Below are 19,455 nucleotides of genomic sequence, written 5' to 3' on the forward strand. Positions count from 1 at the left end.
GCCGGTTCACGCCGGGGACGGCTACCCGAGGATCCCGCCGACGGCGCCGGCGAGCGCGCTCGGGATCGCACCGAGAAGAGTGAACGCGACCACGACGAGCAGGAGGCTCCCGCCGAGCGCGGCACCGAGGGGGCCGATCAACCCCCCGGCCACGGCCAGCAGGACCCCGATCAGGATCCCCGCGACGGAACCGGCCAGCAGCCCGTGCCACGCCCCCCGGAGGAGGCCGCCCCCGGCGAGATAGCCCGCGACAAACCCCCCGACGAGCCCCGCGAGCCCGTGTCCCAGCACCGGAACGATGACGGCCAGTACCTCGGCGAGCAGCATCGCGGCGAACCCGTAGACGACGGCCTTCCAGTCGGTCATGACCGCCCGGAGACAGCGCGGTGGCAAAAGCCCCACGCAACGTTGTGAACGGCTACCCGTATCGTTATCAAAGACACACAGATAACCCCCGTTTCCTGTCAGCAGCGTTAATAAGTCCACGCGGGCTACCGTCGGGTATGAGCGACACGAACGGGCCCGACGACGCGGCGTCGGGCGATCCTGGAGACGGGGCCACCCTCCGACTGTCGGTCCCGGACATGGACTGCCCCTCCTGTGCCGGGAAGGTCGAGCGGAGCGTCCGCGGCCTCGACGGCGTCCGCGAGGTGGACCCGCGGCCGACGAGCGGCGTCCTGATCGTCCGGTACGACCCCGACCGGACGACGCCCGCGGCGGTCGAGGACCGCGTCGAAGGGGCCGGCTACGAGGTGGTCGACGAGCGGACGACGCGCCTGTCGGTCCCGGATATGGACTGCGCCTCCTGTGCCGGGAAGGTCGAGTCGGCGCTCGAGGCCGCGGGCGTGACCGGCGTCGAGACGAACCCGACCGCGGGCGAGGTGTCCGTCGTCCACGACCCCGAGACGGTCGACGAGGCCGACCTGATCGCGGCCGTCGAGAGCGCGGGCTACGAGGTGGTCGAAGCCGGCGCGGGCGGTTCCCCGGGCGGCACCGGGACCGAGTCGGCCACCGCGGCGTTCAGAACCCGGCGCGGGGTCGCGACCGGGGTCGGGGCGGTCCTGCTGGCGGCGGGACTGGCGCTTGAGTGGGCCGTCCCGGGCGCGAACCCGCAGTTCGCGACGGTCGGCCCGTGGACGATAACGGGCGCGTGGGTCGCGTACGTGCTCGCGGTGGCGGCCGCCGGCCCGCCGATCCTCCGGAACGGCTACTACTCCGCGAAGACCCTGAGCCTCGACATCGACCTGCTGATGTCCGCGGGGATGGCGGGCGCGCTGGCCATCGGCGCGCCGTTCGAGGCCGCCACGCTGGCGGTGCTCTTCTCGACCGCGGAGCTCTTGGAGCGCTTCTCGGTCGACCGGGCGCGGAACTCCCTGTCGGCGCTGATGGAGCTGTCGCCTGACACCGCGACCGTCCTCCGCGACGGTCCGGAGGGAGAAACGGAGGAGACCGTCCCCGCCGAGGCGGTCGCCGTCGGGGAGCGCGTCGCCGTCCGGCCGGGCGAGAAGGTCCCGCTCGACGGCGTGGTCGTCGCGGGCGAGACCGCGGTCGACGAGTCGCCGATCACCGGCGAGTCGGTCCCCGCGGACAAGGAGCCGGGCGACGAGGTGTACGCCGGGTCGATAAACGAGGCGGGCTACGTCGAGGTGGAGGTCACCGCGACCGCGGACGACTCGACCATCGCGCGCGTCGTCGACCTCGTGGAGTCCGCGACCGCCGAGGACACCGAGGCCGAGCGGTTCGTCGACCGCTTCGCGGGCGTCTACACGCCCCTGATCGTCGGCCTCGCGGCGCTCACGGTGGTCGGCGGGACGCTGTTCGGTGCCGGCGGCTTCACCGACTGGTTCGTCCGCGGGCTCGCGCTTTTGGTGATCGCCTGCCCCTGCGCGTTCGTCATCTCGACGCCCGTCAGCGTCGTCTCGGGCGTCACCGCGGCGGCCCGCAACGGCGTCCTGATCAAGGGCGGCAGACACCTCGAGAACGCCGGCGACGTCGAGACGGTCGCGGTCGACAAGACCGGGACGCTCACCACGGGCGAACTGTCGGTCACCGACGTGGTGCCGGTCGGTCACGCCGACGAGGCCGACGTGCTCTCGTGTGCGGCCGCGCTGGAGCGCCGGAGCGAACACCCCATCGGGAACGCGGTCGTCGCCCGCGCCGAGGAGGCGGGGCTCCCCGACCGCGAGGTGTCCGGCTTCGAGGCGCTGACCGGGAAGGGCGTCCGCGCCGAGGTCGACGGCGAGACCCACTACGCCGGCAAGCCCGCGCTGTTCGCGGACCTCGGCTTCGACCTCGAGCACGCCCACCTGCGCGCGGACGGCGGGGCGATGATCGGGGAGGGCGAGGAGGGCGAGAAGGGAGCCGAGCAGGACCCACTCACCGACGAGACCGCCGCCTGCGACCACGAAGCGGGCGCGTACGTCGACCTGATCAACGAGACCATCCCGCGGCTGCAAAAGGAGGGCAAGACCGTCGTCCTCGTCGGCACGGAGTTGGAGATCGAGGGCGTCGTCGCGGTCGCGGACACGGTCCGCCCCGAGGCGGCGTGGGCGGTCGACCGCCTGCACGAGTTGGGGATCGGCCGCGTCGTCATGCTCACCGGGGACAACGAGCGCACCGCCCGCGCCATCGGCGAGCGCGTCGGCGTCGACGAGGTGCGCGCGGACCTGCTGCCGGACGAGAAGGTCGACGCGGTCCGCGAACTCCGCGAGGCGAGCGACGGCGGCGTCCTGATGGTCGGCGACGGCGTCAATGACGCGCCCGCTCTCGCGGCCGCGACGGTCGGCGTGGCGATGGGCGCGGCCGGCACCGACGCGGCGCTGGAGACCGCCGACGCCGCGCTGATGGGCGACGACCTCACGCGGCTCCCCTACCTCGTGGACCTCTCCGCGCGCGCCTCGCGGGTGATCAGGACGAACATCGCCGCCTCGCTCGGCGTCAAGGCGCTGCTGGCGCTCGGCGCGCCCTTCGGCTACGTCTCCATCGCGATGGCGGTGCTGGTCGGCGACATGGGGATGAGCCTCGGCGTCACCGGTAACGCGCTCCGACTCGGTCGGGTCGAGCCCGCGGAGCCGCCCGAGGACGCGGTCGCGGTCGCCGAGGCGGCCGAGAGCTGATCGGAGGCTTCCGCCGCCGAAACTCCCGAGCACATTTATCCGGGCCGCCTGAATCGCCGCTCGATGGCCCTCCAACTCAGACACGCCCTGCTCGCACTGGTCCCCGGACTCGGACTGGCGGCGGTCGTCGCCAGCTTCCCGATCGCGATCGACGCCGTCGACCTCGACACCGCGGTCGTCTACCAGCTCCAGCTGCTCCGGAGCGTCGGCTTCGTGCTGACGCTCGGCGTTGCGGCCGCCGCGGGCGCCGCGATCGCCCGCGACGGCGGCGTCGAGGCGGGCGAAGCGGACGGCGGAACGGGCGCCGCCGTCGCGCCCCTGTTCGCCCTGTTTCTCGGCGGCGGCCTGATCGGCCTGATCGCCGCCTACCTCGTGCTCGCGTTCACCCTGGCGGACGGCAGCACCGCCGGCCCGGTGTGGGGACCGATCCTGACGCAGACGTTCCAGTCGGCCGTCCCCGTCGCGGTCGCCGGCGTCGCGGGGGCGTCGGTCGCCGCGCTCCGACGCGCCTGATCGGGCGGTCGATCTCCCGCCGAAGAAACACCGCCGACAGAAATACGCCGACAGAAATACGCCGACAGAAACACCGCCGACAGAAATACGCCGACAGAAACACCGCCGACAGAAATACGCCGACAGAAATACGCCGACAGCCACTTAGCGCCCGCCGCAGAACGACCGGCATGGACATCGTCGAGGCCCTCCGCGCCGACGACGCCGCGGTCGCGGTCGTCGGGGCGGGCGGCAAGAAGACCACGATGTACGCGCTCGCGGAGCGACTCGACCGGGCCGTGGTGACCGCCGCCGTGCGGATCCCCATCTTCGACTCCCACGTCGGGGCAGTCGCGGTGACCGAAGACCCGGTCGGTCGGCTGGCGTCCGCCGAAAACGGGGAGTTCCCGCTCGGACTCGTCCCCGAACGCGAGCGCGAGGACCGCTACCTGGGCTACGACGCCGCGGTCGTCGACGACCTGATCGCGGCCCACGACGGCCCGGTCCTGATCAAGGCCGACGGCGCGCGGATGCGCGAGTTTAAGGCGCCGAAGGAGACCGAGCCGCAGATCCCCAGCCGGACCGACGTAGTCGTTCCCGTCGCGAGCGCGAGCGTCGTCGGCGAGCCGCTGACCGACGAGCGCGTCCACCGCCCCGAGCGCGTCGTCGCGGTCGCGGAGGCGGCGGGCGTCGACGCCGCGGTCGGCGAGCCGGTCACCCCCGAGGTCGTCGGCGCCGTCCTCGCGAGCCGCGAGGGCGGACTGAAGGGCGTGCCGGAGGGCGCGACCGCGATCCCGCTCGTGAACAAGGTGGACGACGACGCCCGCGAGGCCGACGCCCGCGCGGTGGCCGCGGCCTTCCACGAGCACCACGACGGCGACGTGCCCGTCCCGCACGTCGTCCTCGGGCGGCTGATCGACGGCGCGGTCGCGGACGCGGTCTGAGCGGAGTGTTCCGTCGGCGGTCGGACCGCGCCGGGTCTCTCTCGCGCTCGCCGGCCGAAGGGAAACCGGCTTGCGCCCCCGGCGCGAAGCCGCGGGTATGCCGACGGGAGCCATCGTCGCCGGGGGGCGCTCGACGCGCTTCGGCGACGCGGACAAGGCGGTCGCGGAACTGGCGGGCGTCCCCATGATCCGGCGCGTCGCGAACCGACTGGCGGGGGCGGACGCCCCCGTGGCACCGGGCGCCGCGCGCGCGTCGGGCGGCGACCCGGTCGTGGACGACCTCGTGGTCAACTGTCGCCCGGACCAGCGCGAGGCCATCGACGCGGCGCTGGAGGGGTATCCGCTCCCGGTGACGTACGCGCCGGACGCCGACCCGGACCAGGGGCCGATGGCGGGGATCCGGAACGCCTGCCGGGCGGCGCCCGGGGAGTACGCCGCGGTCGTCGCCTGCGACATGCCGTTCGTCGACCCCGCGTTCCTCGCGCACCTGTTCGACGCCGCGGCCGGACACGACGCCGCGGTGCCGCAGCTCGACGACGAGTGGTTCCAGACGACGCAGGCGGTCTATCGCGCCGACGCGATGGCGGACGCCTGCGACGCCGCGCTGGAGGCCGGCGCCCGCAAGATCATCGAACCGCTGTTCGAACTCGACCACGTCGTCGTCGGCGACGCCGAGATCCGCCGGGTCACCGACGCGCGCACCTTCGAGAACTGCAACACGCGCGAGGAACTGCTCGCCGCCGAGCGCCGGGTCCGCGAGGAGCGTTGAGTCGGGAAACCGACGCCCCGAGTCGGCTCCGCGCGGCGCCGCGTTGCCTGCCGACCGCCGCGCGCTATCGACGCCTATTCCTCCCGGCCCGTCCCAGCGCCGACATGCTCAACTACGTGACGACGAACCCCGGGAAGGTCCGCGAGGCCGAGGAGTACCTCGGGACCGAGTCGGTCGGCCAACTCGAGTTCGACTACACGGAGATCCAGGCGTCCGAACTCGGGCCCATCGCCGCCCGGGGCGCGCGCGAGGCGTACCGCCACGCCGGCGAACCGGTGCTCGTCGACGACGCCGGGCTGTTCATCGAAGACTTAGACGGCTTCCCCGGTCCCTACTCCTCGTACGTCGAGGACACGCTCGGGGTCGAGCGCGTCTGGGCGATCGCCGAGGAACTGGCGGACCGCCGCGCCTCGTTCCGGTGCGTGCTGGCCTACTGCGACGGCGAGGGGTTCGCCGCCAGCCCCGACCCGGTCGACCGCGGGGACCGCGTCGCCGCGGCCGCGGCCGGGCCGGACGGAGAGGGCGAGGACGGCGACGCACGCGACGACCCGCTCCCGGTCAAACTGTTCGAGGGCGCCGTCCCCGGCCGCATGGTCGCACCGCGCGGCGACGGCGGGTTCGGCTACGACCCGATCTTCGAGCACGACGGGGCGACGTTCGCGGAGATGGACGCCGCCGAGAAGAACGCCGTCTCCCACCGCGGCCGCGCGCTGGGCAAGTTCGCGGAGTGGTTCGCGGAGCGATAAGTCGCCCGGCGGCCTCTGCGGCCGCCTTTGCGGCGTTCCGAGGTTTCTGTCTCGACCGCGGATGCTACCGATCGGGACGGCAACCGCCCGGCACCGCGACCGCACCGCAACGTACCGCGACTGCACCGCGACCGTACAGCGCCCTCGCCCCACCTCTCTCGGCGGGGGCGGGTCACTCCGTCAGCGGCATCACGACCCCGAAGACGACGACCGAGATCAGCGCGATCACCGGACCGAGGAACTCCATCGTCAGGAACACGGTGTTCAGCGTCTCCGTCGCACCGCCGGTCGCGTGGAGGCCGTACTCCGCGAGCGCGCCGGCCACGAACAGCGCGCCGCCGACCAGCGCGCCGCCCTTCGTCATCCGTCCGTAGTCCGCGTCGCCGTAGCGTCCAGCCATACGCGCCACCGAGTCGATGACCCCAAATATCGGTTTCGGTCCGTCTTCGCGTCGGCCGAAACAGCCACTCGTCGCCGTCCCTTCCGCCGGTTCGGTGCCATCCGTCTCCCCGTTCGCCACCGCGAGCGCCTCGAAAGGTTGACAACGGCCGACCACCGCAGGGGGGACATGAGAAAGACCGTCGAGGCGTTCGCGGCCGAAATCGTCGAGCTCGTCGCGCTCGTGGTCGGTACCGGCGCGCTCTCATCGATTGGCGTCTACCTGGAGCGTCTCGGGCTCGCCGCGGTGACGGCGGGCGACGTGACGGTGGGCGCGTGGATGCTGTTCATGGGCACCGTTCTGCTGTACGGCGGCGCGTACCTGCTGGGCTACGAGACGCTCCTCCCGCGGGCGAAGCGGCTGCTCGCGAACCCGGCGGAGTAGCGGGACGAGCGCGGAAGCGGCCCCTTACAGTTCCTCGGCCAGCACCGGCGCGACGGAGACCGCGGAGCAGGCGCGTTCGAGCGTGTCGGTGCCGACCACGCGCTCGACGCCCGCCCGCCGGAGCTTCGTGACCGCGTTGCTCGCCAGCATGGGATGGACGCAGGCGGCGAGCACGCGGGCGGCGCCGCGCTCGACGAGCACTTCGACCGCCTCGCTCATCGTCGACCCGGTGGCGACGATGTCGTCGACGACGACCACGTCCCGGTCCGCGACCGGCGCGTCGGACGGGGAGATCTCGACCTCGCCGGTGTCGCGGTCGCGGTGCTTCTCGAAGAAGTCCGTCTCGCCGGCGCCGTGGGCGTCGCGGACGGTCTCCGCGATGTCGGTCGCGCCCTCGTCGGGCGCCAGAAAGAGCGGGTCGTCGAGGTCGGGGAGCGGCGCCGCGAGGACGCCCGCGGCGTCGACGACGGTCGTCGGCGCGTCGTAGTAGTCGGCGACGTTCGGCTCGTGGGGGTTCACGAGGACGACGCGGTCGGTCCCGGTCGAGACCGCGCGCGCCATCGCGCGAGCCGATACGGGCTGCCCGTGCTTGAACGCCTGGTCCTGCCGGGCGTAGCCCATGTACGGGACGACGGTCGTCACGTCCGTCGCGCCCGCCTCGCGAACCGCGTCCTGTAGCTGGAGCAGTTCCACCCACGCCTCGTCGCTGTCGGTGCTGGCGACGACGACCGCGGCGTCTCCGGCGAACTCCGGGACCGACGCGAGCCCCTCCCCGTCCGGAAACCGCTCGTAGGTCGGCGTCGCGAGCGAGCGTCCCGTCTCCGCGGCCAGCGCGGCCGCGAGCGTCTGGGCGCTCGACCCGGGTACGATCATGGCTATCGGTTCCGCGGACGCGCTTAAACCGGTTTCCTTACTCGCGCGGCCGCTCCGGCGACCGAGCGCCGCGGCTCGGCGGTCGAAAACGGGAGGATGAACCGGACGATATCTTTCTCACGTCGTTGAAAAATGCACCGGCCGAGATTTGAACTCGGGTTGCAACCATGGCAAGGTTGCGTGATACCACTACACTACCGGTGCGCTTCCCGTACCTGTACGTGTGCCGCTGTCCTACTTAAACCTGTCACATTCGGACGACGGCGTGGGGGGCCGCCAGCACGTTTCGATCGCCGGGGCGGCGACTCAGCGCCCGTCCGCGGCCCGAACCGCCGTGACCCCGCGGACCTCGCGGACGCCGACGGTGCGGTGGCGCCAGCCGTCCCCGGCGTCGACGCAGAGCGTTCCGGCGTCGGTCGCCGCGAGCGCCAGCCCGGGACCGTAACCGACCGCCGCGACCGGGTCCGACACCGGCAGCGACGCCGCGTCCCACGCGTCGCCCGCGAACCCGTCGCCGACGTGGACCGAGAGGGTTCCCTCCTCGTCGACCGCGAGCGCGTGGCCATCGCCGTCGGCCGCGATCGCCCGGAAACCGCCGGCGAGGGCGTCCATCCAGCCGTTGCCGAGCCAGTAGAGCCCCGTCGCCGTCGCCGCGAGCGGCACGCCCGTCCCGGCCACGTCGCGAGCGTCCGCGAGGCCGACGCGCTCCAGCGTGTCGCCCACGACGCGGTGGACGCCGTCCGCGCCGGCGACGAGGGGGCCGTCGACCGCGGTCGGCTCCTCGACGCGTCCGAGCCTCGTCCCGGCGGCGGTCTCCGCGACGTGGTCCGCCTCGGTCCCGACCGCCGCTTCGGGGTCGACTCGGTGGACATCGCCGTCCGCGGTCGCCGCGACGAAGGCACCGTCGTGGACGCCGACCGCGGCCGTCGGACCGAGCCCCGTCGACGTGAACTCGAGGGAGGCGTCGGCGCGGCTCCCTGCGGGTGCGTCGGGGGCCTCCGCGCTCGACGGGAGTCGTGCGACCAGCAGGTCCTCCGCCGTCGCGAGCGCGAGGCGTCTCCGGGGCCGCCCGTTCGCGTCGGCGTCCGCCTTCGCGGGACCGCCGGCGACCGCCACGTCCCGCGCGTCCGCGCGCTCGGCGATCCCGAACTCGCCGATCTTGTCGGCGGAGACGGCGACCCGGACGAGCCCCATTCCGGCCGCGAGGTAGACGTCGGTCCGGCCGGCCGACCCGGCGTACACGCGCTTCTCGGCCAGCGAGATGTCGTCCTCGGCGGGCATCGTCGGCAGTGGGGCGGCGCCGGCCGAGAAGGTGTCGGTCGGCGACGGGAGCGCGGAGAGGTCGGTCCCTCGCGCGGGTCCGTCCGCGCAAGGGCCAGTACTTGCCCCCGTGCGAGGGACTTTTGCCGGCCGGCGTGCAGGTCGAGGTATGAGTGAGGAGCCACCGTCGGAGCGGCACTCGCCGGTCGGCGAGCCGGTCGTCCGCGCCGACCCGGAGGTGACGGGCGAGCGCGCCGCCGAGGCGGTGGGGTTCGACCCGACCGACCCCGACAGCGTCTCGGAGGCCGCCGACACCGTCGCCCGGTTCGCTGCGGGCGCCGTCGGCGGCGACGACCACGTCCTGATGCTCCGGGGCGCGGCCGCCTGCGCGGCGCTGGTCCGCGGCGAGGGGTCGTACAAGGCGGCCGCCGAGCGCGCGGGCGAGGCCGTCTCCGTCTCCTTCATCCGCAAGTGGGCGCGCGTCCACGACCTCCCACAGGCGATCCGCAGACACGTCGCCCGCGGCCACATCGCCCCCACCGCCGCCAAGCACATCGCGCGCGTCGGCGGCGACGACCGCTACCTGCTCGCGTGGGCGGTGCTGGACGGCGACCTCACGGTTCGGGAGATCCGCTCCGCCGCCTCCGCCGTCAACGACGGCGCCGACGCCGAGGACGCGCTCCGCGAGGCGGGCGTCGTCCCCGGTCGGCTGACGCTGGACCTGCCGGTCGCGGAGTACGTCGAACTCCGGCGCCGCGCCTCCATGCGGAACGAGGAGCCCGGCGCGGTCGTCGCCGACGCGCTGCGCGAGTACTTCTCCGAGTAGCGGAGCCGGAGCGGGATACCGGGCCCGGAGCTACGCGCCAAGGAACCGTCGCGCGGTCGCCCCGATCGTCTCGCGTGCCTTCTCGACTTCGACCCACGCGACCGTCTCGTTCGGGAAGTGCGCCTCCGCGATGGTGCCCGGGCCGAACAGCACCGTCGGCACTCCCGCCGCCACGTAATGGCGCGAGTCGGCGCCGTAGGTCGCTCCTCGCGGGTCCGTCTCCGGGAGCCCGGTTTCTTCCATCGCGGCCCGCAGATCCGCGACGACCGGCTCGTCGGGGTCGACCTCGGCCGGCTCGAACTGGACCGAGAACCGCTCGAACCGCGGCGGATGCTCGTCGAGCCACGGGTCGTCCGCGGTCGCGGCCGCCAGCCGCTCGCGGAACCGCTCCTCGACCGCCGCGACCGTCTCGCCGGGCGCGACGCCGATCCGGAACTCCGCGGACAGCGTTGCCGGGACCGTCGACGCCCACGACCCCGCCTCGACGCGCCCGCAGACCACGGGCCACGCGACCGGGAACCGGTCGTAGAGGGGGTGGGTCACCGTCCGGTTGCGTTCGGCCTCGAGGTCCATGAAGGACTCCCGGACCGCCTCGAAGCGCGGGAGCACGTCCTCGCCGACCCACCGCGTCGCGGCGTGGGCGCTCCGCCCGTCGAGTTCCAGTCGGGCCATCAGGCTCCCCTCCGTGGCCACCACCGGCCGGAGGTCCGTCGGCTCCGCGACCACCGCGGCGTCGCGCTCGAAGGGGTACGGGTTCGCGAGCGCCGCGGTCGCGGCGCCGTAGCCCCCGTCCTCTTCGCCGGCGACGGCCTCGACCACGACCCGGCCGTCGAGGTCGACCTCGCCCGCCTCCGCCGCCGCGCGGAGGTCGAGCGCCGCGCCCACGCAGGCCGCGAGTCCCGACTTCATGTCGGCCGCGCCGCGGGCGGTCAGCGTCTCCTCCCCGGAGCGCGCTCCGTCCCCGTCCGGTCCGCCGCGTCTGATCGGCTCGAACGGCTCCGTCTCCCACTCCGACCGCTCGACGGGCACCACATCGAGGTGGCCGTTCAACAGGAGCGTGGGAGACGCGTCGTCGCCGTCGAGGGTCGCGTCGCCGAACGCCAGCGCGCCCGCCACGCTCCGGCGTCCCTCGGTGTCGATCGCGGCGGGGTCGTCCGGGAACGAGGGGTGGTCGGCGAGCAGCGTCGGGTCGGCGTCCCACGTGTACGTCTCGAACCCCAGCGCGTCGAACCGCTCGCGCACCCACGCGGCCGCCGGGGCCTCCGCGCCCGCGGTCGTCGCGAACCCGCAGAGTCGGTCCGTGAACGCCCGCAGATCGAACTCCATAATCGGGGGTCGCGGGAGGGGAGAATAACGGTTGGGGTCGGCGGTTCGGGATCGTGCCACATCGCCGGAGTTGGGCGTGGCGGTCCGGCACCGAACCCGGCGCCGGCCGGGTTTTGTAAACGCTTATGCGTGCGCTGACGCAACCGAGAGGTGAGGGCCGGTAGCTCAGTTAGGGAGAGCGTCCGGCTTTTAACCGGACGGTCGGGGGTTCGAATCCCTCCCGGCCCGTGCCCAGGTCTCGACTCGCTTCGTCTTCTTCGCTTCTTCTTTCGATTCTTCTTTCGCTTCGGAATCCCGGATTCCGCTCCAGAGTCTCCGATCCTGCGCTGTAGGTCGGCAGGACGACGCACCGCAGCCGGCGCGATGGAGCTGCACTCACGGCGGGAGTTCCGCGCGATCCGCGAAAAACGTTCGGCCGGCCGCGGTGCTGTGCGGGGCGGACGGTCGCGGTGCTGTGCGGGGCGGACAGTCGCGGTGCCGAGCTGTCGGCGCGCGCGAGCAACGCGCGCGAGGGAGGGCTGGACGCGGCCGCGATGTGGTGCTGTCCGCGGCCGCGTCCGGCCCGAGGTTGGGGAGGTGCGAGGCTGCGGTGCTGTGCAGTCGCGGGGTGGTGTGCTGTGCAGTCGCGGGGCGGTCGCGGGGCGGTCGCGGGGCGGTCGCGGCGCTGTCGGGGTGGGACTGAAAACGGGCAGCCGGTTCGACCCGGCACGACGACGCTGTCACGAGCGTGTCGAGCGAGAGTCAGCGAGTCGCAGGCGGCCCGCGACTGCAGGCAGCCCGAACCGTCTGCCGATGCGCGGCCGGTCGAGCCGGCTGGGGCGGTCTGAGTGTCGCTACCCGGATCAGCAGGCTCTGTGACCGAGACGGAAACGGAAACCCGCCGTGCGAAAACTCGACGCGGTATCTCTGGGTGGTGCTGCCCGCAACGCCAGCGGTCGTGACCGAGGCAGAGACGGAAGACGGTCGGGGAGCGCTCCATCGAGAGCGTTCCTGCTGCGCCGCTGCGATCGGCAGAGGCTCCGGCTGAACCTGACCCGCGGAGGCCGCGAACCACGCCGGAGAGCGGCTCACGCCGCCGGTCAGCCGTCGAGCGCATCACGGAGAAACGCCACCTGATGACCGATCGCGGGCTCGAAATCGGCGGCGTACGGCGACCAGTGGTCGGCGGGCATGCGGACGAGCGTCGCGTTCGGGAGGGCGTCGGCCGCGCGCTCGGCCTCGCTCGCGGGCGCCTGCGCGTCGCCGGTTCCCGCGAGTAGCAGCGCGGGAACGCGCACGCCGTCGAGCGCGTCGTCGCGGAAGCGGGCGAGCGAGAGCAGCGACCGGGCGGGCGTGGCGTTCCGCCAGTCCGACTCGCGGTCGACCAGGTCGAGGTACGCGCGCTTCGCGCCGGGACCGGTCACGACGGCGTTCGCCTCGGGGTCGCCGACGATCGGGACCTCGACGCCCGCGCCCGCCCAGCCGCCGACGCGATCGCGGACGCCCGCCGCCACCGCCCGGAGAAACTGTTTCGTCCCGCGGTTGCGTCGGAGGAAGGCGCGCCCGTCGAGGATCGGCGTGATCGCCATCGCGGCGTCCACGTCGGCGCGCTCGCCCGCGAGTCGGAGCGCGTGGGCCGCACCGAGGCCCGCACCCCAGAGGACCGTCTCCGGGCCGACCGCGTCGACGCGCCGCGCCCGGTCCGCCGCGGCCGCGAGGTCGGCGCGCTGGCGGGCGGGCGCGATCCGGCGGTCGTCGCCGTCGCTCGCTCCGAACCCGCGGTAGTCGAAGGTGAACGCGGCGTAGCCCGCCGCCGCCAACCGCTCCGCGACCGCCGGGAGCCCGGCGGTGCGCTCGGCGCCCACGTCCGGCGCGAGCACGACGAGCGGCGGGTCGTCGGTCGAGGCGGGGAGGTGAAGGACGCCGCGACAGGTCGCGCCGCCGCTCTCGAAGGCGAGCCGTCGTGTCGCGTACCGCTCGCGGGCGGGCCGGTCGAGGTCCCGCTGTGCGCGGTTGATCGGGTCCCGGCGAGTCACGCGCCACCCTCCGCATCGGGGTCGCTCTCGGCATCGGGGTCGCTCTCGGCATCGGGGCCACCCTCCGTGTCGGGGCCGCCAGCGTGCGCGATCGTGTCGACGACGCGCGCCGAGAACTCCGTCTCGGTGATCTCGTCCGCGAGCAGCGCGCGGAACCACTCCGGCTCCGCGTGCCACGTACCGAGCACGTCGCCCGGGGCACGGACGACGGTCGCCTCGACGCGCGTCGGCGCCCACGCGCCGTCCGCCGCCAGGTCAAGCAGGGCGTTGCAGGCGCGGCCCACCTCGCGGCGGTGGACTTCGTTGGCGGGAAACGCCGTCAGGTAGGTAACCGTCAGCGGGTCCCGCGAGTCGACGGACTCGACGCTGACGCCGTGGCTCCGGAGCTCGTCCGCAACGGGCGGCCGCTCGCCGTCGTGCTCGTCCGCGGTCATGCTCCAAGTGGCGAGCGCCGACGGTAAATCGCTACCGCTCGCGGGCGTGACGCCACGGCCGGAGCGACCAACGCGGTCGCTCGGCGGGACAGGAATGCCGCGGGCGGGGACTCGCCCGAGGGGCGAGTCGGAATGTCAGAGGCACACGATTTCGGTACCCGCGCGGCGTTCGTTGCTTTCGAAGCCGGGATTATAACGTCTCGGTGAAACTCCCTTCACCTCGTGTTTCGGCGCAGACAAGTTCCACGGCGCAACGATCCAGACCCACACGGTACGTTTTTCCGTTTCGCCTGACAGTATCCGGGGATGACCACCGAGCCTCCGGTGGACGCGGTCTCGGACGCCTTCGCCGTGCTGAGCGACGAGACCCGGCTGGACGTGATCCGCGTGCTGGGCGACGCCGGGGGGACGGGCTCGTTCGACGCGCTTCCCTTCTCGGAGCTCCGCGACCGGGTCGGCGTCGACGACAGCGGCCGGTTCAGCTACCACCTCGACAGGCTCGTCGGACGGTTCGTCGAGCGGACCGACCGCGGCTACCGCCTCCGCGTCCCCGGGATCCAGGTGTATCAGGCGATACAGGCGGGCGTCTACGCGGACCACGAGGACGTCGGCCCGCTGGAGACCGACGTCCCCTGTCCGGAGGCGTGCGGCGCCGACTGCGTCTGTCGCTACGAGGACTTCCGGTTCCGCCTCGAGTGCGCCGGCTGCGAGGCGTTCCGCGTGCGCTACCCCGTCGACCCGCACGCGTTCGGTGACGACCTGCCCGCGGACCTCCTGCGGGCGGCCGACCGCCGGCTCAAGCGCGACACCTTCTCGATGGAGCTCGGGTTCTGCCCCTACTGCGCCGGCCCCGTCGACATCGAGTACCGCGGTCAGCGTCGCCGGCTTCGGGAGCCGACCGAAGCCGGGAACCCCGTGGCCAGCCGCCGGACCTGCCGGCGCTGTCACTGGTTCATCGACTTCCGCACCTCCGTGGTGGCGCTGATCAAGCCGGCCGTCGCGGGCGAGTTCGCGGCCGCGGGCGTCGACACGTTCGCGGTGCCGCAGTGGAGCGACGCCTACGAGTGGGAGGAGACGGTGCTGTCCGAGGACCCGCTCCGCGTGGAGCTGACGATGACCGTCGAGGGCGTCACCCGCGTCGTGACGTTCGACGGCGAACTCGACGTGCTGGCGGTGCGGGACCCGGACGAAGCCGGTAGCGGGCGGTAACCTCCGCGGTCGCCAGTCATAACTTTCGTGACAGCGACAGCGAACCATGACCGACGACCGGCCGGCGACGCCGTCCGAGCGGTTCGCGTCGCTGGCCCACGAGACGCGCCTCGCCATCGTGCGCGAGCTCGGCGGACCCGCCGAGGACGGCGACGGCTACGTGACGCTGCCGTTCTCCGCGCTCCAGGACCGGGTGGGCGTCGAGGACAACGGCCGGTTCGCCTATCACCTCGGGAAGCTCCGGGGCACGTTCGTGGAGCGCGTCGAAGCGGGGTATCGCCTGACTCGCCCGGGGATCGACATCTATCAGGCCATCCTCGCGGGCGCGTACAGCGTGCGCGAGGACCTCGGCCCGTTCGAGACCGACCTCCCCTGTCTGGGCGACGACTGCGAAGGGACGCTGCGGTGTGAGTACGCCAACGATCGCTTCCGGCTCTGGTGTGGCAGCTGTGACGAGGTGCTCGTCCGCTACGTGCTGGTGGGGGGCTGTTTCGGCGACGACCTCCCCGCGAACCTGCTCGAGACCGCGAGCAAGCGGATCAAGCGGGACATGCTCTCGCTCCATCAGGGCTACTGCCCGTACTGCGCCGGCTCCGTGGAGCTCCGGGCGCTCGGCCCGGTCCGGAGCCTACGGTGGTCCGACTCCGCGGACGCGTTCCGCTACGACTGCACGCGGTGCCACTGGTGGATGCAGACGCGCGCCTCCCGGGCCGCGCTGGTGCTCCCGCAGGTGGTCGCCGCGTTCGCGAGCGAGGGCGTGGACCTGTTCGAGTGGCCGCACTGGGACGCCCGCGTCGAACGCCAGGAGGCGGTTTCGAGCAGGGACCCGCTGACGGTCCACGTGCGGCTCACCGTCGAGAACGTCACGCGGGAGATGGTCCTCGGTCCCGAACTCCGGATCCAGTCGATCGAGACGCCCGCATGACCCTGGTCCGCCCACACGACTGCGTCCGCTGCGGCGCGACGATCCGCCCCGGCGAGGAGTTCGGCGCGGTCGACGTGCTCGACCCCGACGGCGACCTCGAAGTGCTGCTGTGTCCCGACTGCGCGGCCGCGCTTCGGCGGTTTCTGGACGGCGATTTGGCGGCTGACTCCGCGGGTTCCGACGGCACTACCGACGCCTCCTGACCGCGGCCGACGCTCGCGTCCCCTCGCGCTCCGCAACCCTCCTCGGAGTTTCTAGCGGGAGTGGTGACGAGGCGGTCCGAGCGGTGGGGTTTCGAGCCGCCGTTCGCTCCGTACCGCGCTCACGTCGGCGCCGGCGACATCGCGCGCGTCGCTCGCGCGCTGACAGCGCACGCGCTGCAGTGGAAGAGCACCGCCACGACACCGAATCGAAGTGCTCGCCGCTGCAGCCGGGGTCCAGCATCCGGAAAACGGGAAGAAGACGCGATGTGACGAGATCAGCCGCAAAACCCCTTCATTTCCCCTCGAACCGACGGATTGCGACCGCGAACGCGAGCCGCCACGGGAGCAGGAACGCCAGCCCGATCCCGACGTTCACGAGGACGAACGTCGCCGGCGCGTCGCCCGGAAGCATCGGGGTCGCGCGGAGCCCGGCCCCGAACAGCGAGGTCGCCGTCCAGACGACGGTCACGCGGAGCGTCGTCGCGTGGAGGTCCGTCGAGACGGCGCGCGCGTACACCCCGCCGAGCGGCGCGACGGCCGCCCACGCCAGCAGGAACGGGAGTGCGGTCAGCGCCGCGTGCCGCGGGAACGCGATCGGGTTGATCGCGTGCGCGAGCAGGCCGACGCCGAGAAACGCCGAGATCGCGGCGGCGTCGCCGACCGCGGCGACGACCGCGGTGGAGCGGGGGAGCCGCGGTGCGGCGAGTCGCGTCCGGGTCGCGTCCGCCATTCAGACCACCACCGCCTCGGCGACGACCGCCGCGAGCAGCAGCCCGAGGTAGGCGTTCGACGCGTAGAACGTCCGGAGGGCGGCCGCGTCCGTCCCTCGGTCGTACTGCCGGACGAGCGACCGCAGGAAGACGCCTCCGGCGCCCGCGGTCGTCACGGCGTAGAGCGCGCCGAACTCCGCGACGACGCCGAGCGCGACCGCCGCGACCAGCGTGGCGCCGAGCCAGTAACAGGTCCGCCGGCGCGTCGCCCGGACGCCCGCGACGACCGGGAGCATCGGGTAGTCGGCGCGGGCGTACTCCCCGCGGTGCGCGATGGCGAAGTTGTAAAAGTGCGCGGGCGTCCACAGCACCACGACGCCGGCCAGCAGGACGGCGGGGAGCCCGATCCCGCCCGTCACCGCGGCCCAGCCGATGAGCGCCGGGAGCGCGCCGGATCCGCCCCCGACGGCGGTGTTCCAGCGCGTCGTCGGCTTCAGCAGGACGGTGTAGACCACGGCGTAGTACACGATCGCCCCGGCGGTCAACAGCGTCGCGAGGGGGGTGACGACCGTCCACAGCAGCCCCAGGGACGCCGCGGCGAGCGCGAGGCCGAACGCGGCCGCGCGCCGCGGCGGCACCGTCGCAGTCGCGACCGGCCGGTCCGCGGTCCGCGCCATCTTCCGGTCCCGCTCGCGCTCGAACAGGTGGTTGAACGTCCCGGCCGCGCCGACCGCGAGCACGCCGCCGGCCAGCGTCGCGACCACGGTGACGCCGTCGACCGCCGCGCCCGTGGCCGCCGCCAGCGCCATCCCCGCGAGCGCGAGCAGGCAGAGCAGCCACATCAGCCGCGGCTTCGTCAGCGCGAGGTACGCGCGCAGGCGGTCCGCGGGACCGTTCGGAGCGGTCGCGTCGACCGGCGACGGCCGGGAACTGGCCCCGGTCGGCGTGTCCTCCGCCGTCGCGTCCGGGTCGGCGACCGTCGCGTCGAGGTGTCGGACCAGCACGACGAGCAGCACGGCAAACGCCGCGACGCCGCCGAAGAGGTGGATCCTCCCGACGCCGACGCCCCACCTCGCGGCGTCGAAGCCCCCGACGCGCCCCGCCAGCCCGACCAGTCCCTGGACCGGGACGCCGACCGTCGCCAGCGCGAGCCCCGCACGGACGCCCGTCGCGCGATCCTCGCGCCGCGCGTAGACGGCGGTCGCGGCGACCAGCGCCCAGACTGCGGCCGCGAGGGCGTAGTGGCCCCACGCGACCCATGCGAGCGGCCCGGACGCCGCCGCTTCCCCCGCCGTCGCGGTCGTCGCGCCGAGCGCGAGGACGAGGTACGTGCCGACGACGCTCGCCGTCAGGAGAGTCGTGAATCGTGTCGCGCCCATACGCGCACGCTCGAACGCCGGCACCCCGGAGCTTCCGCCGAAGATGTTCGGGCCGGGGGACACACTGCCTCACCGCCCGGAAAACCGGCCCGAGGCGACCGCCGGTCACTCCGAGCAGGAGCAGCGCGACGGGTCCTCGCCGCCGTCGGCCGCGGGCCTCTCGGCGTCGTGATCGTCGGAACCGCCGCGTTCGGTGGCGCGTCCCTCGCTTCCGCCGGCGTCCCAGTCACCGACGCGCTGCGCGACCCGCCGGCGGGTCACCGCCCCGACGCGGTCGGCGACGTCGTCCACGAGGTCGAACAGGTCGTCCTGCACGTCGCTGTCGTCGTCGCGGACGGTGGGTCCGTCGCTCCCCTCGCTGTCGAAGTCCGGATGGACGGGGATCTTCGAGAGCACCGGGACGCCGTAGTCGTCGCGGATCGACGCCGCGCCGCCCTCGCCGAACACCTCGTGGGTGTCCCCGCAGTCGGGGCACCGGAACGCGGCCATGTTCTCGACGACGCCGAGCACGGGCGCGTCGTGGTCCTCGAACAGACGGAGCCCCTTGCGGGCGTCCGCGACCGCCATCTCCTGTGGCGTCGTGACGATGACGACGCCGGCGACGGGCAGCGACTGGAGCAGGTTCAGCGAGGCGTCGCCCGTTCCCGGCGGGAGGTCGACGATCAGGTAGTCGAGCTGCCCCCACTCCACCTCGTTGACGAACTTCATCATCACGTTGTTCACCATCGGCCCGCGGAGGACGGCCGGCTGGTCGTCGCCCGGGAGCATGTGGTGGGCGCTCATCACGAGCACGCCGTCGGAGCGCGGCGGGACGATGTCGCCGTCGGGCATCACGCCCGGCTCGTTCTCGGTGGGGAGCAGCCGGGGGACGTTCGGCCCGTGCACGTCGGCGTCGAGAATGCCGACGCGGGCGCCCCGCTCGTCGAGCCCGGCCGCGATGTTCGCCGCGACGGTCGTCTTGCCGACGCCGCCCTTGCCCGACGCGACCGCGATCACGTTGCGGACGCCGGGCAGCACGCTCCGGTCGAAGCCGTGCGCCTCGCCGACGCCGGCGCTCAGGTCCGGATCGAGACCGGCGTCGGCGACGACCTCGCGGACCCGGTCGCCGATGTCGATCTCCGCCGGGGCGCAGGGCGCGTTGAATGCCAGCGAGACCTCGGCGGTGCCGTCGCTGACGGTCACGTCGTTGATGAGCCCCATCGAGACGATGTCGTCGCCGTTCTCGGGGTCCGCTACCGCTCGGAGCCGCTCGGTCAGTTCTGCTTCGGTGATGGTCATGGGTTCGTGGTGTCGGTCGGACCGCGGTCGGTCGGCGGGCGATGCGGGGTCGGAGTCGGTCGGCGGGCGGTGCAGCGTCGGGGGCGGGCGGCGGGCGGTGCAGCGTCGGGGGCGGTTGGCGGGCGGT

General features: G+C 73.3%; 20 protein-coding genes and 2 tRNA genes. 11 read left to right on the forward strand and 11 right to left on the reverse strand.

Annotation, left to right across the window (positions count from 1 at the left end; translation table 11 throughout):
- Positions 1 to 21: 21 nt before the first annotated feature.
- Positions 22 to 366: a DUF5518 domain-containing protein gene (locus ACZ432_RS06755; protein WP_426963739.1), complete on the reverse strand. Its 345-nt coding sequence runs from the start codon at positions 364 to 366 to the stop codon at positions 22 to 24.
- A gap of 137 nt (positions 367 to 503) precedes the next feature.
- Here ACZ432_RS06755 and ACZ432_RS06760 point away from each other — a divergent pair, with 137 nt between their 5' ends.
- The 5 genes from ACZ432_RS06760 to ACZ432_RS06780 all read left to right on the forward strand — a co-directional run bounded on the left by ACZ432_RS06760 (position 504) and on the right by ACZ432_RS06780 (position 6,067).
- Positions 504 to 3,116, forward strand: coding sequence for a heavy metal translocating P-type ATPase (locus ACZ432_RS06760; RefSeq protein WP_426963738.1), 2,613 nt, complete (start codon positions 504 to 506; stop codon positions 3,114 to 3,116).
- A 63-nt stretch (positions 3,117 to 3,179) separates the two neighbouring features.
- Positions 3,180 to 3,629: a hypothetical protein gene (locus ACZ432_RS06765; RefSeq protein WP_426963737.1), complete on the forward strand. Its 450-nt coding sequence runs from the start codon at positions 3,180 to 3,182 to the stop codon at positions 3,627 to 3,629.
- A gap of 170 nt (positions 3,630 to 3,799) precedes the next feature.
- A complete protein-coding gene (gene yqeC / locus ACZ432_RS06770) occupies positions 3,800 to 4,552 on the forward strand; it encodes a selenium cofactor biosynthesis protein YqeC (RefSeq protein ID WP_426963736.1) in 753 nt (250 codons plus the stop codon).
- Positions 4,553 to 4,649: 97 nt separating this feature from the next.
- On the forward strand, positions 4,650 to 5,321 hold the full coding sequence (locus ACZ432_RS06775; RefSeq protein ID WP_426963735.1) for a molybdenum cofactor guanylyltransferase: 672 nt from the start codon (positions 4,650 to 4,652) through the stop codon (positions 5,319 to 5,321).
- Between the two features lie 104 nt (positions 5,322 to 5,425).
- Positions 5,426 to 6,067, forward strand: a complete 642-nt coding sequence (locus ACZ432_RS06780) for a non-canonical purine NTP pyrophosphatase (RefSeq protein WP_426963734.1) — start codon at positions 5,426 to 5,428, stop codon at positions 6,065 to 6,067.
- Positions 6,068 to 6,239: 172 nt separating this feature from the next.
- On the opposite strand, the gene ACZ432_RS06785 is transcribed toward ACZ432_RS06780, so the two are convergent.
- Positions 6,240 to 6,467 (reverse strand): DUF7860 family protein, encoded by a 228-nt coding sequence (locus ACZ432_RS06785; protein WP_426963733.1) that lies wholly within the window; start codon positions 6,465 to 6,467, stop codon positions 6,240 to 6,242.
- A 168-nt stretch (positions 6,468 to 6,635) separates the two neighbouring features.
- Between ACZ432_RS06785 and ACZ432_RS06790 the strand changes: the two genes are divergently transcribed.
- Positions 6,636 to 6,890, forward strand: a complete 255-nt coding sequence (locus ACZ432_RS06790; RefSeq protein ID WP_426963732.1) for a hypothetical protein — start codon at positions 6,636 to 6,638, stop codon at positions 6,888 to 6,890.
- A gap of 24 nt (positions 6,891 to 6,914) precedes the next feature.
- Here the strand turns inward: ACZ432_RS06790 and prs are convergent, their stop codons facing one another.
- The 3 genes from prs to ACZ432_RS06805 form a co-directional block, all read right to left on the reverse strand.
- Positions 6,915 to 7,763: a ribose-phosphate diphosphokinase gene (prs, locus tag ACZ432_RS06795; protein WP_426963731.1), complete on the reverse strand. Its 849-nt coding sequence runs from the start codon at positions 7,761 to 7,763 to the stop codon at positions 6,915 to 6,917.
- Positions 7,764 to 7,896: 133 nt separating this feature from the next.
- Positions 7,897 to 7,967, reverse strand: a tRNA-Gly gene (locus ACZ432_RS06800).
- A 102-nt stretch (positions 7,968 to 8,069) separates the two neighbouring features.
- Positions 8,070 to 9,044, reverse strand: a complete 975-nt coding sequence (locus tag ACZ432_RS06805) for an HVO_0234 family beta-propeller protein (protein WP_426963730.1) — start codon at positions 9,042 to 9,044, stop codon at positions 8,070 to 8,072.
- Between the two features lie 148 nt (positions 9,045 to 9,192).
- Between ACZ432_RS06805 and ACZ432_RS06810 the strand changes: the two genes are divergently transcribed.
- Complete coding sequence (locus ACZ432_RS06810) at positions 9,193 to 9,849, forward strand: DUF7119 family protein (protein ID WP_426963729.1); 657 nt, start codon at positions 9,193 to 9,195, stop codon at positions 9,847 to 9,849.
- A gap of 30 nt (positions 9,850 to 9,879) precedes the next feature.
- On the opposite strand, the gene ACZ432_RS06815 is transcribed toward ACZ432_RS06810, so the two are convergent.
- Positions 9,880 to 11,175 (reverse strand): M20/M25/M40 family metallo-hydrolase, encoded by a 1,296-nt coding sequence (locus ACZ432_RS06815; protein WP_426963728.1) that lies wholly within the window; start codon positions 11,173 to 11,175, stop codon positions 9,880 to 9,882.
- A gap of 154 nt (positions 11,176 to 11,329) precedes the next feature.
- On the opposite strand from ACZ432_RS06815, the gene ACZ432_RS06820 reads away from it, so the two are divergent.
- Positions 11,330 to 11,403: transfer RNA gene (locus tag ACZ432_RS06820), tRNA-Lys, on the forward strand.
- A gap of 851 nt (positions 11,404 to 12,254) precedes the next feature.
- Here the strand turns inward: ACZ432_RS06820 and ACZ432_RS06825 are convergent.
- Both ACZ432_RS06825 and ACZ432_RS06830 read right to left on the reverse strand, forming a co-directional pair.
- Positions 12,255 to 13,190: an alpha/beta hydrolase gene (locus tag ACZ432_RS06825; protein ID WP_426963726.1), complete on the reverse strand. Its 936-nt coding sequence runs from the start codon at positions 13,188 to 13,190 to the stop codon at positions 12,255 to 12,257.
- The gene (locus ACZ432_RS06830; protein WP_426963725.1) at positions 13,187 to 13,624 is read right to left on the reverse strand and encodes a DUF8159 domain-containing protein; all 438 of its coding nucleotides are present in this window, start codon (positions 13,622 to 13,624) and stop codon (positions 13,187 to 13,189) included. The genes ACZ432_RS06825 and ACZ432_RS06830 overlap by 4 nt, the downstream gene beginning before the upstream one ends.
- A gap of 306 nt (positions 13,625 to 13,930) precedes the next feature.
- Between ACZ432_RS06830 and ACZ432_RS06835 the strand changes: the two genes are divergently transcribed.
- The 3 genes from ACZ432_RS06835 to ACZ432_RS06845 are packed head-to-tail and all read left to right on the forward strand — an operon-like array spanning position 13,931 to position 15,961.
- Positions 13,931 to 14,833 (forward strand): ArsR/SmtB family transcription factor, encoded by a 903-nt coding sequence (locus ACZ432_RS06835; protein WP_426963723.1) that lies wholly within the window; start codon positions 13,931 to 13,933, stop codon positions 14,831 to 14,833.
- 46 nt (positions 14,834 to 14,879) lie between these two features.
- Positions 14,880 to 15,758 carry a winged helix-turn-helix domain-containing protein gene (locus tag ACZ432_RS06840; protein WP_426963722.1) on the forward strand — a complete coding sequence of 293 codons (879 nt, stop codon included), beginning with the start codon at positions 14,880 to 14,882 and terminating at the stop codon, positions 15,756 to 15,758.
- Positions 15,755 to 15,961, forward strand: coding sequence for a hypothetical protein (locus ACZ432_RS06845; protein WP_426963721.1), 207 nt, complete (start codon positions 15,755 to 15,757; stop codon positions 15,959 to 15,961). Before ACZ432_RS06840 ends, ACZ432_RS06845 begins: the two co-directional genes overlap by 4 nt.
- Before the next feature lie 292 nt (positions 15,962 to 16,253).
- On the opposite strand, the gene ACZ432_RS06850 is transcribed toward ACZ432_RS06845, so the two are convergent.
- The 3 genes from ACZ432_RS06850 to ACZ432_RS06860 form a co-directional block, all read right to left on the reverse strand.
- Positions 16,254 to 16,691 (reverse strand): DUF3054 domain-containing protein, encoded by a 438-nt coding sequence (locus tag ACZ432_RS06850; RefSeq protein WP_426963719.1) that lies wholly within the window; start codon positions 16,689 to 16,691, stop codon positions 16,254 to 16,256.
- A complete protein-coding gene (gene cyoE / locus ACZ432_RS06855; RefSeq protein ID WP_426963718.1) occupies positions 16,692 to 18,050 on the reverse strand; it encodes a heme o synthase in 1,359 nt (452 codons plus the stop codon). It abuts the gene before it with no gap.
- 105 nt (positions 18,051 to 18,155) lie between these two features.
- On the reverse strand, positions 18,156 to 19,328 hold the full coding sequence (locus ACZ432_RS06860) for an Mrp/NBP35 family ATP-binding protein (protein ID WP_426963717.1): 1,173 nt from the start codon (positions 19,326 to 19,328) through the stop codon (positions 18,156 to 18,158).
- Positions 19,329 to 19,455 lie beyond the last annotated feature (127 nt).

It is taken from the genome of Haloparvum alkalitolerans (genome assembly GCF_055381565.1).

Bases quoted from the DNA above. Each gene is read 5' to 3' on its own strand.
- ACZ432_RS06755 (WP_426963739.1), bottom strand. From the start codon at position 366: ATGACCGACTGGAAGGCCGTCGTCTACGGGTTCGCCGCGATGCTGCTC.
- ACZ432_RS06760 (WP_426963738.1), top strand. From the start codon at position 504: ATGAGCGACACGAACGGGCCCGACGACGCGGCGTCGGGCGATCCTGGA.
- ACZ432_RS06765 (WP_426963737.1), top strand. From the start codon at position 3,180: ATGGCCCTCCAACTCAGACACGCCCTGCTCGCACTGGTCCCCGGACTC.
- yqeC (WP_426963736.1), top strand. From the start codon at position 3,800: ATGGACATCGTCGAGGCCCTCCGCGCCGACGACGCCGCGGTCGCGGTC.
- ACZ432_RS06775 (WP_426963735.1), top strand. From the start codon at position 4,650: ATGCCGACGGGAGCCATCGTCGCCGGGGGGCGCTCGACGCGCTTCGGC.
- ACZ432_RS06780 (WP_426963734.1), top strand. From the start codon at position 5,426: ATGCTCAACTACGTGACGACGAACCCCGGGAAGGTCCGCGAGGCCGAG.
- ACZ432_RS06785 (WP_426963733.1), bottom strand. From the start codon at position 6,467: ATGGCTGGACGCTACGGCGACGCGGACTACGGACGGATGACGAAGGGC.
- ACZ432_RS06790 (WP_426963732.1), top strand. From the start codon at position 6,636: ATGAGAAAGACCGTCGAGGCGTTCGCGGCCGAAATCGTCGAGCTCGTC.
- prs (WP_426963731.1), bottom strand. From the start codon at position 7,763: ATGATCGTACCCGGGTCGAGCGCCCAGACGCTCGCGGCCGCGCTGGCC.
- ACZ432_RS06805 (WP_426963730.1), bottom strand. From the start codon at position 9,044: ATGCCCGCCGAGGACGACATCTCGCTGGCCGAGAAGCGCGTGTACGCC.
- ACZ432_RS06810 (WP_426963729.1), top strand. From the start codon at position 9,193: ATGAGTGAGGAGCCACCGTCGGAGCGGCACTCGCCGGTCGGCGAGCCG.
- ACZ432_RS06815 (WP_426963728.1), bottom strand. From the start codon at position 11,175: ATGGAGTTCGATCTGCGGGCGTTCACGGACCGACTCTGCGGGTTCGCG.
- ACZ432_RS06830 (WP_426963725.1), bottom strand. From the start codon at position 13,624: ATGACCGCGGACGAGCACGACGGCGAGCGGCCGCCCGTTGCGGACGAG.
- ACZ432_RS06835 (WP_426963723.1), top strand. From the start codon at position 13,931: ATGACCACCGAGCCTCCGGTGGACGCGGTCTCGGACGCCTTCGCCGTG.
- ACZ432_RS06840 (WP_426963722.1), top strand. From the start codon at position 14,880: ATGACCGACGACCGGCCGGCGACGCCGTCCGAGCGGTTCGCGTCGCTG.
- ACZ432_RS06845 (WP_426963721.1), top strand. From the start codon at position 15,755: ATGACCCTGGTCCGCCCACACGACTGCGTCCGCTGCGGCGCGACGATC.
- ACZ432_RS06850 (WP_426963719.1), bottom strand. From the start codon at position 16,691: ATGGCGGACGCGACCCGGACGCGACTCGCCGCACCGCGGCTCCCCCGC.
- cyoE (WP_426963718.1), bottom strand. From the start codon at position 18,050: ATGGGCGCGACACGATTCACGACTCTCCTGACGGCGAGCGTCGTCGGC.
- ACZ432_RS06860 (WP_426963717.1), bottom strand. From the start codon at position 19,328: ATGACCATCACCGAAGCAGAACTGACCGAGCGGCTCCGAGCGGTAGCG.